Source organism: Hymenobacter setariae, assembly GCF_007713685.1.
Lineage (GTDB): Bacteria > Bacteroidota > Bacteroidia > Cytophagales > Hymenobacteraceae > Hymenobacter > Hymenobacter setariae.
This window is the reverse complement of sequence record NZ_VMRJ01000001.1, coordinates 1,390,285-1,402,708: the sequence shown is the minus strand read 5'-3', so window position 1 is coordinate 1,402,708 and position 12,424 is coordinate 1,390,285. Positions and strand designations below refer to the sequence as shown.

The following is a 12,424-nucleotide window of genomic DNA, read 5'->3' as shown; positions in this document are numbered from 1 at the left end:
AAAGAGATACGTCGCGTATGGCACGGGATAAGGGAAAACTAGCTCCCTAAGTACGCGTGCGCCGCAGCTTCGTCGTCAAAATTGAGATTGAGGTTGCCGCTGGCTGCGCTCAGCTGGAGCTCGGCCATGGCTAAGCGGCCAAAGACATTGTTGGGCAGCAGGGTAGCCAGCACCAACTCGTGGGGACGCGGAATAACGGGTGCTATCCAGTTGGCCCGCGTCCAGTCTTTCACTTCCTGCCTAAACACGGTGAGCTCCCGGCTGTCCACCAGCACCTTGCGCCAGCCGCGCTGTAGCAGCAACTGGCCTAGGTGCATTAAGAGCTCTTGCAGGGCGGGAATCTCGACCATACCAGGATGATAGCGCACAATGGCATAGCCCTGCGGATGGGCCTCAATAGTGCCAACTGCATTAGTGAAAACAGTGGCAACAGTAGAAGTAAGCATAATTACTAAACTAATAATCGAACAGAAACAAGCCTATTGGTAGCTTGTTTCTGTTTGATTATCACGACATTATTCGTGCCAAGACGTAGCTTTCTACATGTAGTCGCTGAGTTCTAGCCAGCGTTCGCCCTTAGCGTCTAGGTCCTTGTCTACAGCTTGCAGGCGAGCAGGCCAGGCTATGAGGTCCTGGCGCGAGCCTTGGCCGGTGGCGAGGTTGGCTACTAGTTGCTCTTTCTCGGCTTCGAGCGCCGCAATGTCCTTCTCCAATTGCTCAAACTCCTTTTTCTCCGCAAACGAGGCGCGGCGCTTGGCCGGGGCGGCGGGCGCCGGGGTAGGAGCGGCGGGAGCCACCTTGGCGGCGGCGCGAGCGGCTTTGGCAGCTTTTTCCTCAGCTTCTAGGGCAGCCTCGGTTTCGCGCTCGGCGAGGTAGTCGCGGTAGTCGGTGTAGTTGCCGGGGAAGTTGAGTACGGCCCCACCCGGCTCTAGCACAAACAGGTGCTCGGCTAGGTTGTCGAGGAAGTACCGGTCGTGGCTCACGATGAGTAGGCAGCCCGAGAAGTGCAGCAGAAAGTCCTCCAAAATGTTGAGCGTGCCAAGGTCTAAGTCGTTAGTCGGCTCGTCAAGGATGAGGAAGTTGGGGTTCTTCACCAGCACGCGTAGTAGCTGTAGGCGCCGCTTTTCGCCGCCGCTGAGCTTGCTCACCAGCGTATACTGCTGGGCCGGCGGGAACAGGAACAAGGTCAAGAACTGGCTAGCCGTCAGCACGTCGCCGTTGGCGAGCTCTACCACTTCGGCCACCTCTTTCACGATGTCAATCACGCGCTGGCTGGGGTCAAACTCTAGCTCGGTCTGGGTGTAGTAGCCAAACACCGTAGTCTGGCCCACATCTACATTGCCGCTGTCGGGCTTTAGCTTGCCAGTCAGCATATTGAGCAAGGTAGACTTGCCCGCGCCATTGGGGCCTACCAGCCCGATGCGGTCCTTTTTCTTGAAGACGTAGCTGAAATTGTCGAGCACCACCTTGTCCCCAAAGCGCTTGTTCAAGTGCTCGGCTTCGATGATTTTGCCACCCTGGCGGGTGGTTTTCACGCTCAATTCCAGTTGCTGTTTGTTGAGGTTGGTGCTGGCTTTTTCTTTGGTCACGTAGAAGGCATCTATGCGGGCCTTCTGCTTGGTGCCGCGGGCCTGGGGCATACGGCGCATCCATTCGAGCTCTTTTTTGAAAAGCTGGCGCGCCTTCTCGACTTCAGTGGCTTCGCGCATTTCGCGGTCAGCTTTCTTCTCTACAAAGTAGGCGTAGTTGCCCTGGTAGCGATACATCTGGCCTTTGTCGAGCTCCACGATTTCGTTGGCCACTTTGTCCAGGAAGTACCGGTCGTGGGTCACCATCAGCAGTGTGAGGCTGGGCGAGTTCAGGCGGTTTTCGAGCCACTCAATGGTAGCCAAGTCCAAGTGGTTGGTAGGCTCGTCAAGCAGCAGTACATCAGGCTCTTCGATGAGCACCCGAGCCAGGGCCACGCGCTTGCGCTGCCCGCCCGAGAGCTTGCTCACATTGCGCGACAGCAGCTCTCCTAGGATGCCGAGCTTGCCCAAAATCTGCTGCACCTGCGACTCATAGTCCCAGGCATTGAGAGCGTCCATGCGCTCCATCACGCGCTGCAAATCTTCGGGGTCGTGGTTGGGGTCATTGACGACGTGTTCGTAGTCCTTCACGGCGCGCAGCGTGTCGTTCTGGCTGGCGAAGATGGTTTCCTCCACCGTCAGGCTTTCATCAAATACCGGCTGCTGCCCTAGGTAGGTGACCCGAATGCCCTGGCGACGCGTCACCAGGCCAGTATCAGGCGCTTCGAGGCCGGCGAGCACCTTCATCAGGGTCGTTTTGCCGGTGCCATTGATGCCCACAAACGCAATGCGCTGCCCCTGTTGCAGGCCAAAATTGAGGTCTTTAAATAGCCAGCGGTCGGCGTAATTCTTCGAGACGTTCTCGGCGGATAGCAAATTCATAAGTACCGCAAAGGTACGGCCGACAGCGGCGCGTATTTTGAGGTGTAGTCTAATTAGGCTTTTGCTCTCAAGCGTGTTACTTAGGTTAAGCTATCAATGTCGTAAGGTAAAAGAGTCAAAAAACGTTTTGCCTCCTAGGCCCTTGTGTCCGCCCTTATCTGCCGGAGCAAAATAGAGTAGATAGCCTGTGTGCTCACTTATTACGCAGCGACCATAGATAAAAGAAGTTTGGCCGCCACTAGCATCTTCTTTGAGTACGAATTCAATACCCCGATACGCGGCTATCAATATTTCTGCACGGCTGTATAGCGTTCTAGTAGTGCCATTAGTCAAGTTCTTTATAGCGTCCTCATACATGCGCTTCCGGTGGCTGTCGTGTAAGCCATCACCAGTCATTATATTCCAATTCATGACCCAGTAGATACCAGTAGAATCTCTAGCAATGAGTTGCGTGCTAGCCGAAGAACTATCTGCTTTTATTATGTGAGAAGGTATAAGTATCGACGCATTATCATCACTGGCTCCGGGAAGTTTAAGAGGAACACGAACCCAGGAAGGAAGCTGGAAGGCGTATACACTAAAGCAAAAGAATACTGCTATTAGCCAACCTATCATAGAAGGTTTTTTCATGAGCTTAAAAATAGCTATAGGGCAGATAGCCAAAACGTTCGGGCTTACCATTAAAATGTCTCTGGAGATATTTTAATGGTAAGCCCGAACGTTTTGGCTATCTGCCTGATTATCGACTACTTCAACTTCGCCAAGCTCGCCTTGATGCGCTTGAAGGCCTCGGCCAGTTTCTCATCGGCAGCGGCGGTGCTGAAGCGCATGCAGTCGGGCGCGCCAAACGAGTCGCCACCCACCGACGACACGTGCGCGTCGTTGAGCAGGTACAGCGCTAGGTCGCCCGAGTCGTTGATGACGGTGCCCTCGGGCGTAGTGCGGCCGAAGAAAGCCGATACGTTGGGGAACACGTAAAAAGCGCCCTCAGGCGTGGGTGTCACCATGCCTGGAATATCCTTAGCAAGGCTTAGCACGAGGTCGCGGCGGCGGTGGTAGGCAGTCACCATCTCGTCGGCCGAAGCGCGGCCGCCTTGTAGGGCAGCCAGGCCGGCGCGCTGCGCAATAGAGCAAGTGCCCGACGTAACCTGCCCCTGGAGCTTGTCGCAAGCGGCTGCAATCTCTTGGCGGGCTGCCATGTAGCCTAGGCGCCAGCCCGTCATGGCGTAGCCTTTCGAGAAGCCATTGACGGTGATAACCTGGTCTTTAACCTTGTCAAACTGCGCCAGGCTTACGTGCTCACCGGTGAAGTTGATATACTCGTAAATCTCGTCGGCCAGCGCAAAAATGCCCGGGTGCTGCGCCAGTACGTCGGCAATGGCCCCAAGCTCTTCGCGGCTGAATACGGCGCCCGTAGGATTGCAGGGAGACGAATACATCACCATTTTGGTGCGGGGCGTGATGGCCGCGGCAAATTCGGCCGCCGTCACTTTGTAGTCGTTTTCGAGGCTGCCCATGATGGGCACGGCCACGCCCTCGGCCAGCTCCACGATGGCCGCGTAGCTTACCCAGTAGGGCGAAAAGATGATAACCTCGTCGCCGGGGTTGATGAGGGCCAGCACCGCGTTGGTGAGCGATTGCTTGGCGCCGGTGCTCACCACAATCTCGGTGGGCTTATAGGTTAAGTTGTTATCGCGTTGAAATTTATCGCAGATGGCCTGGCGCAGGTCGAGGTAGCCGGGCACGGGCGTATAAAAGGTATAGCCTTCGTCGAGCGCCTGCTTGGCAGCGTCCTTGATGTACTGCGGCGTCTGAAAATCAGGCTCGCCAAAGCTCAGGTTAATAACATCAATACCCTTAGCGGCCAGCTCGCGGCTTTTCTTAGCCATTGCAATAGTGGCCGACTCCTGCATATTCAGGATGCGGTCGGAGAGATACGCAGTAGGGTCGGCCGTAACCGAAGCTGGTGAGGAACTAGGTGACATAGGTTGAGGAGGATAACTATGAAACGGGCGAATCGCAAAAGTATAGTCCTCTTTGCACTACTCCACCCAGTTCGTGCATTTTAACTGTATTTTTTGAGGTGGCTGGTGCCAAAGTGCTCGGTAAGCAGTCAGAGTGCCTTCTAAAAAGAAGGTCATAGGGGCATTCTTTACTTATGGAAACTTGTTCTCTAGGTCGGGGGGCTACATCCGCATACCACTCCCTACCGTAAACGACAAGTAGCTATGACTACCTTCTTGTTATTCCGCCTCGTATTCTAACGCATGTCCACTGACCTTATTAATGGCTTCGGCAACGTATACCTCCGTATTACTTATGATGCAGCCAACCGCTGGGTCTGCAATGAGTGGATAGGGTACCAAACATACATCGGCATCTTGGCCGGCGCCGACGCTTGCCTACAGCCTTTGCAAGAAAATCACTGTGCCTACCTACTCAACGATAATCGCCGTGTAATTGGACCCTGGGACCACGCCGTGGAGTGGGTAGTGAGCAACTGGGCGCCCCGCGCCATAGCGCAAGGCCTAACGCACTTCGCCAACGTAGTAAGCCCTGAGGCACTGGCCGCTAGCTCAGCCCAGTCGATGGCCATTGGCCTGCATGGGCAACTTCAGATGCACATGTTTGATAATGTGGAGGCCGCTCAAGAGTGGCTGCGGGAGGCTCAACAACAAAGTAAAAAGCGGTCGATTGGCTAAGAATAGCCTTAGAGGCTATAAATAAAATATTGTTTAAGTGCTTATCTAATAGGGTAATATCTCATTGTAAAGCTAGCCTAGGGCTAGTATGATTGAAGGTAAAACAGGAGATGGATTTCATGCTGTTTTGCAGCACTTAGCAAACTGGCTATACTCCGCCCAACTGGCGCCAACCGCGCCAGAGCACTCGCAGGTCAGTTTCGGGCTCATAGTTCTTGGCATAAAGAAACTCGAGGCGCTGGCGCGCTGCTGCCGATAGCGTGGCTGGGGCATAGGCAGTGTCGGCAGGCGAAAGAATGGCCTGCCCCATTGCGCCAGGAGTGTAGCGCAACCCCACCCAACTGCGCTGCCCCACCAGCACCTGCCAAATGTGGGGCAGCAGTCCCGCGGGGCGCCGCTGCACGCACAGTAGTAAGGGGGCTGCCACTAGCAGTACAAGGCTGGCTACAAGGTCGAGCCGTCGCTTGCTGCGGCGCTGTGCCGGCTGGTAGAGCCGCAGCGCTGGGGCCGAGGTGTAGTAGTCGCCAGGTGCGTTTTTGCGGCTGCTGCCGATGATGTACTGGCTGTCGGCGGGCAAAATCTTGTAGGCTACCTCAGGGCGAGTGGGCAGGCCCAGCATCAGGTCGATAATCTGGCTCGTAGAAAGGTCTTTGCCACAAAAAACTAACTCGTCGAGGTCATACAGGCGCACTAATGCAGGCAGTTGACTCAGCTCGCCCAGGTAGTCGCGGGTGGGTACAGCCGGGCCAGCGCCTACTGGGGCAATGTAGCCTACTACGCTAGCAGGTACCCGGGCAGCAGTTAACAGCAACCGCACGCGCTGGCTTTCCGTGGCCGACCCCACAGTGGCGAGCATCTTGGTGCGCGGCTCGCTGAGGCGCAGGTGGCCGTGGCGCAGCCAGTGCCAGAGCAGCCGCCGGCCCACCAGCGCCACCACCGCCCAGGCACCACCTAGGAGAATTAGCGCCTTCGAAAAGCGCCAGCTATCTAGAAAATTAGACGCTGCCGAAATGAGCACTGTGCCCACCAAAATGCCGCGCACTACGCGGCTGGCCCGCATGCTGCGGTCGTAGCCCCCGCTGAGCCAAGTCGCCGCCAGCCACACCACTAAGTAAGCTGGCACGGCCACTAACATGTACTGCGGCGGGAAAGGAGTGGGCTCGTATTTGAAAGTAGCTTCCCAATACACTTTCAGGGCCGCCATACCTGCGTAGAGCAGGGCTGCATCGAGCAGCACGGGGGCGGCGCGCGTGGCGAGGCGCTGGCTCACGGCCGCACTGGCTCGCAGCCAAATGGCTAGGTTTATCAGCTTGGTAAACAGCCCAGCCCGGCCCGGCGCGAAATGCTTTTGGGCAAAGATGGCCATGGCCCGGTAAAACACGAACACGTAGTTGACGCTCGTGCGCTTAGTGCTTTCGCCCTTATAATGAATGATGCGAGCGGCGGGAAAATACCAGTTTTGCCAGCCGCCCTGCGTAAGGCGATACGAGAGGTCAATGTCCTCGCCGTACATGAAATAGTCCTCATCGAGCAGGCCTACCTGGTCGAGAGCGACCTTGCGCAGCAGCATGTAAGCCCCACTGAGCACTGCTACTTTATGTGGCTGGCTGGGGTCGAGAAAGCCAAGGTGATAGCGCCCAAACGTGCGCGAGCGCGGAAACAGCCAGGCTAGCCCAAAAATCTTGTAAAACGCCACCCTAGGGGTGGGCAGCCCGCGCTTGCTTTCGGGCAAAAACTTACCTTGGCCATCAAGCATCTGCACGCCTAGGCCCCCACAGTGCGGGTGCTCGTCCATGAATGCGCAGCACCGCCGGAAGACATCTTCTTCTACCAGCGTGTCAGGATTAAGCAGTAGCTGATATTGGCCTGTGGCCTGACGCAGAGCTTGGTTGTTAGCCTTCGAAAAGCCCGGGTTATCGTGGTTCTCCAGCAGAATGACTTCTGGGAAACGGGTGCGCACCATTGCCACCGAGTTGTCGGCCGAGTTATTGTCAACTACAAAGACCTCAACAGGTTGCCCTAGGCGCTCCGCCGCTTTGCGCACCGACAGCAACGCCTGCTCCAGAAAGTAGCAAACATTGTAATTAACAATAATAATGGAGAGCTTCACCACGGGGCGGCGAAGTTAGGCCCAGACTTGCCTGCGCAAGGGACAAACGCGAAGAAGCCACCGAGCAAAACCCGCCGACTGGGCGGGCCTGCTTGGTGGCTTCAGATGCTGGCCTCGTAGGTGCATCTAGCGCGCTTGGCGCTGGCGCTCCACGATGCTGCGACCTAGGGTAATCTCGTCGGCGTACTCTAGCTCGCCACCCATCGGAATGCCGCGGGCGATGGTGCTGATGTTCAAGTGCTCGACTTCGCGCAGGCGGCGCGACAGGTAGAAGGCCGTGGTGTCGCCCTCCATGGTGGGCGAAATAGCCAGGATAATCTCGCGGACTTCGGAGCCCTCGGCGGTGGTGCGGGTCACTAGCGAATCGATGTGCAGGTCGGACGGTCCCACGCCCTCGATGGGCGAAATAACGCCCCCTAGCACGTGGTACACGCCCTGGTACTGGCCAGTGTTTTCAATGGCAATCACGTCGCGCACGTCGGCCACTACGCACACGGTGCTGTGGTCGCGCAGCTGGTTGGCGCAAATGCTGCACTCGGCACTGTCGGAAATGGAGTGGCAGGTGCCGCAGTACGTGATGTCGAAGCGCATCTTGGCCAGCGCCTCGGCTAGGTTGGCCGTGGTGTCGGTTTCGGCCTTGAGCAAATGCAAAGCCAGGCGTAGGGCCGTTTTTTTGCCAATACCGGGCAGGCGCGACAGCTCCACTACCGCGTTTTCAATCAATTTGGAAGGAAAATCCATATGGTGAATAAAAGTGCCTTTTTGGTATAATGAGGCACCTTTTGAGAAGAAGTTGTGACGTGTTACATTAGTAGCAGCGGCTCTTGTAATCTGCATTTAATGCAACTATATAACAAAGCTCAACTACGTATTGCGAGGTTTTGATAAGGCGAAGATGGCTGTTATGGTCCGGTTCACGTACCACTCTGAAAGACGCCGGGCTCGTCAAAATTAGGATAAAAGGCTCAGCCGTTGAAAACAAGAAAATCGACTTAGTACGTTCCCAGTTCTAGGATACTATTAAACGACTTGAAACCCATAAGTTGGAGCTCACTGTGCTAATTTCAGGTTCAATTATGAGGAGTTGATAGGCCAACTCGAAAGGGACGTCGTGAAGCTGAAGGATAAATCCATTGGCCAGAAGGAGCTGGTAACCAGAAAAGATAGGCCAAGTTTCGCAATTGAATCGTCAACAAAAAGGTTTATCTACTCTGGTTCTACCTTATCGACCGCATCATAGCTTAGGGTTTTGCTTCAAGCACCGCGAAGTCACGGGCTAGGACTTCAGCTCGGTAACGGCGTTGCTCAGCCTTCTGCATCCCTTTCTGCTCTTCAACAAGGAGCCGATAGTCGAGTCTGACGTAAACTGCGCCTAGTCCCTTCTTTATTACCAAATTCGTGTGGGACTATAACGATGCCCAAAGCATAGTTGGCGTCCTTGCTAACATCTGCAAGTGGCAATCATTATGTGAAGAAGAGCTAAAGAAAAATCTCTGTATCAGTATCTTTTCGCTCTATGCCCCACACTAAGGCCTACATCAGTTACCTGCGTACAGTGGGCCTAAGTAGGCTGTCCAAAGTAGGGTCAGGAGAAATATGCCAAAGCCTTCAAAGTAGAATTCTTCGCTAGAACATTTTTCGACTAGGACAAGGACAGCAAAATGCGCCAAGTCTTTGCGCAGAAATTTCTCACAGCACCGGTCGCCATCACCTATTGGAAGTAGCAGTCAAGAGATAATCTCCCAGTTCAATTCCAAAAGCTGGAAGCCGAGCTACTGTTGAACTAAGAGTGCCACTTGCTTCTCAAGCAGAAAATCAAGGTGCTTACAATTCACAATGTTATTCGGGTATTGCCTTGCTGCGTGTCGTGCTCCTGGCCTTAATAGTCCTGCGCAAACGAAATCGGCAATGAGCAACAGCCCCAACCAAAGAAGCGGAGCTGTCAAGCTAGCACTGGTAGGTGCTTCGTAACCAACACCCACAGCAAACTTAGACAGTCGAGCAGGTGTTTACTGACAGAGTAGAGGTAGGAGGCTATCAGGGACGGCGAGTTGATGAGCAACCGGGCTGCGCTAGCCACTCCGCATCAGGTGGCCATTGGGTTGCTCGTGGGGCTGACAATTTCGCCCTTTACGCTGGCGCGGCTGGTGACTACTCCACCCGTTCTCCTTACTTCCTATGAGCACTTCCTGACTACAGGCCTCAGCGGCCCTAGCGCTGCCGAGTACCGGGATTGTATAATACTATAGAAAATAGCGATTTGCTGTATGGAAGGGTCATATTTGGACACGGCTAGCTATGACAGGGACATGCCAATGAAAAGTTGCGAGTTCATTGGCATGTAGCCATCCCGAAATTGCATCTAAGCGGCGTAACTAAGGTACCCAAACTATATGCGAGGCATTGATGGGAAGTAGTTAAAATTAATTTGCGACATCTATCCTTACAAGAGTTTATTCTAATCGGCCTCAAACAGTATAAATAATTGTTATTAAAATGCAAAAAAATTAAAATTTGAACAAAAGGAGGATGGCTGTCAATGCTGAGCTAGCAGCTGTTCTCTCTTTTGTTCAATTATATAATCAGTGATTTAGAGTATGATTTAGAAAATTATGGTTTAAGTAGGTTATATAACCACTGGGTCTAGTGTGGTGCTTTTGAGGCAGCGAGTAGTATAAATAGAGAATACTGATAGGCAGCATTGTTGAACAATATTTCCTAATTTACGAGAGTAACACATTGGCGTTAAATAGTTCAGAGCAGACAGCCTATTTGTTCCCTATCACTCTGCCCGCAGGCTCAGCACGGGGTTGCGGCGGGCGGCTCGCCAGGCCTGCACGCTCACGGTGAGCCAGGCAATGAGCAGGGCCCCTAGGCCGGCTGCGGCGAAGTACCACCACTGCCACGCCACGCGGTAGGCAAAGCCTTCCAGCCACCGCTGCATCAGCAGGTAGCTCAGGGGCAGCGCCAAGACGATAGCCACAACAACCAGCCAGGTCAGGCTGCCGGTCAACAGCCACACGATGCCCAGCTCACTCGCGCCTAGGGTCTTGCGGATACCGATTTCCTTGCGCCGCCGCTCGGCGGTGAAGGCCGCCAGCCCCAGCAGGCCTAGGGCGGAAATGAGAATGGCTAGCCCAGCAAAGTAGCGGGCGAGCACCGCCACCCGCCGCTCGGCCACGTACTGGGCCTGGTAGTCGGCGTCCAGAAATGTGTAGTCGAGCGTAAAGCCGGGGTTGTAGGCGGCGTACAGTTGCTGAAGCCGCGCAATCGTGGCCTGCTCCGCGCCCGGCTGGAGCTTCACTAGCACCGTATTTATCGAGGGGTCGAGTTGGAGGAGCAGGGGTTTGATTTTTTCGTGCAGTGACTCGTAATGGAAGTCGCGGACCACGCCCACGATGCGGCGCCCGTCGAATTGCTGGCCCACGGGGTCCGGCATGCCCAGGCCAGCCACCAGGGACTGGTTGACGATAATGGCGGCGCTATCGGCGCGGAACTGCGGCGCAAAGCTGCGGCCGGCTACCAGGTGCATGCCCATCGTTTCCAACAGGTCGTAGTTGACCAGCATCGTCCCCACTGGCAAGCGCTTCCCCCGCCAGCTCATCTCCTCCACGTGGCGCCCCCCCAGGAAGCCGCCCAAGACGGTAGACGCCTGCACGACGCCGGCCAATTTCTTCACCTCGGCCAGAAACGCCGTCTGCTGGCGCGCCGCCTTGCCGCCCGTATCAAAGCGGAGCACGTGCGCCTTGTCGTAGCCCAGCGGTTGGCGCTGCACGAACGCTAGCTGCGCGTTGACCACTACCACGGCTACGATGAACAGCACCGAAAGCGTGAATTGCAGCACTACCAAGCCCTGGCGCGTCCACACGTCGCCGGCTTTGGTTGGCAGCTTGCCTTTCAGCACGGCCGCCGGCTGGAAACCCGACAGGTAGAATGCGGGGTAGCTGCCCGCCAGCAGCCCCGTACCCAGCGCCAAGGCCAGGCCGGCTGCCACTACTTGCGGCTCCCACCGCAAGGCTAGCGGCTTGCCCGTCAGCTCGCTGAACTGCGGGAGCACGAGCTGCACCAGCCCCACGGCCACGACCAAGGCCAGTAAGGCCATCACCACGGACTCGGTCAGGTACTGCCCCACCAGCGCGGCGCGGCTTGCCCCCAGGGCCTTGCGAATGCCCACTTCCTTTACCCGCCGCGAGGCCTTGGCGGTGAACAGGTTCATGAAATTGATGCTGGCAATCACCAGAATGAGCCCGGCAATCAGGGCAAACAGCCGCACGTAGACAATGCGCCCTCCGGTGGCGACGCCGTTTTCGTAGGTGCCGTGCAGGTACCCCGCCGCGAACGGCCGCATGAACAGCGTGCGCCCCTGAGCCTGGGCCTGCGCGCTTTTGGTTTTCAACAACCCCGCCAACTTGGCTTGAAACTGCGCGGGGTCGGCCCCCTCCTTCAAGGCTAAGTAGGTGGTAAAGGGGCCGTCGTCGTCCCACTTGATGGTCTCGCTCATCTGCATCCGGTCCTTGAAAGAGGCAAACGGCAGCACAAAGTCAAACTGCTCGGACGAGTTGCGCGGCACCCCGGCAAACACCCCGGCCACCAGGCTGGTCTGCATGCTATCGGCGGCCATTTGCCATTTCACAGCTTTGCCCAGACTGCGCTGCGCCGACCCAAAGAGCTTGGTAGCCAGAGCTTCGGAAAGCACCATAGCATGTTTATCTTGCAGCACCGTGGCGGGGGTGCCCACCAGCAGGGGGTAGGAAAACAGCTGGAAGAAGGCTGGGTCCGCGTATTTGGGGACGGCGGTGAGCTGCCGGCCGCCCGCCGCCAGCGTGAAAGGGGGGAAAAACGGGACCGGCGTGGTGGTGGCCACTAATTCAATCTCCGGCATTTCCCGCCGCAGGGCCTCGGCCAACAGCGGCATGGTACCGCCTTGGGTCTCGATGCCGGCGGCGGTGCGGCGGTTTTCCATCACTTGGTAGAGCCGGCCGTCCAGGGCGTGGTAGCGGTCGAAGCTGCGCTCGTCGCTTATCCAGAGGTAAATGAGCAGCGCGCAGGCCAGGCCAGTCGAGAGGCCAATCAGGTTGATGAAGAACGTGCTTTTGAACCGCTTAAAGTTGCGGTAGAGGAGCAGCAGGGGGTAGGGAAGCATGGCCGAAGGAGGAGGAATC

The 12,424-nt window shown here is 56.1% G+C and carries 8 protein-coding genes; 1 reads left to right on the top strand and 7 read right to left on the bottom strand.

Features of this window, described 5'->3' with window-relative positions; all coding sequences use genetic code 11:
- Window positions 1–38: 38 nt before the first annotated feature.
- The 4 genes from FNT36_RS05785 to FNT36_RS05770 all read right to left on the bottom strand — a co-directional run bounded on the left by FNT36_RS05785 (window position 39) and on the right by FNT36_RS05770 (window position 4,435).
- Window positions 39–446 carry a hypothetical protein gene (locus tag FNT36_RS05785; RefSeq protein WP_144845246.1) on the bottom strand — a complete coding sequence of 136 codons (408 nt, stop codon included), beginning with the start codon at window positions 444–446 and terminating at the stop codon, window positions 39–41.
- A 93-nt stretch (window positions 447–539) separates the two neighbouring features.
- Complete coding sequence (locus FNT36_RS05780) at window positions 540–2,450, bottom strand: ABC-F family ATP-binding cassette domain-containing protein (protein ID WP_144845244.1); 1,911 nt, start codon at window positions 2,448–2,450, stop codon at window positions 540–542.
- A gap of 93 nt (window positions 2,451–2,543) precedes the next feature.
- Window positions 2,544–3,080, bottom strand: a complete 537-nt coding sequence (locus FNT36_RS05775; RefSeq protein WP_144845242.1) for a hypothetical protein — start codon at window positions 3,078–3,080, stop codon at window positions 2,544–2,546.
- Between the two features lie 116 nt (window positions 3,081–3,196).
- A complete protein-coding gene (locus FNT36_RS05770) occupies window positions 3,197–4,435 on the bottom strand; it encodes a pyridoxal phosphate-dependent aminotransferase (protein WP_144845240.1) in 1,239 nt (412 codons plus the stop codon).
- Between the two features lie 282 nt (window positions 4,436–4,717).
- Here FNT36_RS05770 and FNT36_RS05765 point away from each other — a divergent pair, with 282 nt between their 5' ends.
- On the top strand, window positions 4,718–5,152 hold the full coding sequence (locus FNT36_RS05765) for an STAS/SEC14 domain-containing protein (protein ID WP_144845238.1): 435 nt from the start codon (window positions 4,718–4,720) through the stop codon (window positions 5,150–5,152).
- 148 nt (window positions 5,153–5,300) lie between these two features.
- Here the strand turns inward: FNT36_RS05765 and FNT36_RS05760 are convergent, their stop codons facing one another.
- The 3 genes from FNT36_RS05760 to FNT36_RS05750 form a co-directional block, all read right to left on the bottom strand.
- Window positions 5,301–7,262 (bottom strand): glycosyltransferase, encoded by a 1,962-nt coding sequence (locus FNT36_RS05760; RefSeq protein WP_144845236.1) that lies wholly within the window; start codon window positions 7,260–7,262, stop codon window positions 5,301–5,303.
- Window positions 7,263–7,388: 126 nt separating this feature from the next.
- Window positions 7,389–8,003 (bottom strand): recombination mediator RecR, encoded by a 615-nt coding sequence (gene recR / locus FNT36_RS05755; RefSeq protein WP_144845234.1) that lies wholly within the window; start codon window positions 8,001–8,003, stop codon window positions 7,389–7,391.
- A 2,041-nt stretch (window positions 8,004–10,044) separates the two neighbouring features.
- Complete coding sequence (locus FNT36_RS05750) at window positions 10,045–12,405, bottom strand: FtsX-like permease family protein (RefSeq protein WP_144845232.1); 2,361 nt, start codon at window positions 12,403–12,405, stop codon at window positions 10,045–10,047.
- Window positions 12,406–12,424 lie beyond the last annotated feature (19 nt).

What these genes read in the sequence shown, in the direction of transcription:
- FNT36_RS05785 (WP_144845246.1), bottom strand. Translation starts at nt 446, where the DNA reads ATGCTTACTTCTACTGTTGCCACTGTTTTCACTAATGCAGTTGGCACT.
- FNT36_RS05780 (WP_144845244.1), bottom strand. Translation starts at nt 2,450, where the DNA reads ATGAATTTGCTATCCGCCGAGAACGTCTCGAAGAATTACGCCGACCGC.
- FNT36_RS05775 (WP_144845242.1), bottom strand. Translation starts at nt 3,080, where the DNA reads ATGAAAAAACCTTCTATGATAGGTTGGCTAATAGCAGTATTCTTTTGC.
- FNT36_RS05770 (WP_144845240.1), bottom strand. Translation starts at nt 4,435, where the DNA reads ATGTCACCTAGTTCCTCACCAGCTTCGGTTACGGCCGACCCTACTGCG.
- FNT36_RS05765 (WP_144845238.1), top strand. Translation starts at nt 4,718, where the DNA reads ATGTCCACTGACCTTATTAATGGCTTCGGCAACGTATACCTCCGTATT.
- recR (WP_144845234.1), bottom strand. Translation starts at nt 8,003, where the DNA reads ATGGATTTTCCTTCCAAATTGATTGAAAACGCGGTAGTGGAGCTGTCG.
- FNT36_RS05750 (WP_144845232.1), bottom strand. Translation starts at nt 12,405, where the DNA reads ATGCTTCCCTACCCCCTGCTGCTCCTCTACCGCAACTTTAAGCGGTTC.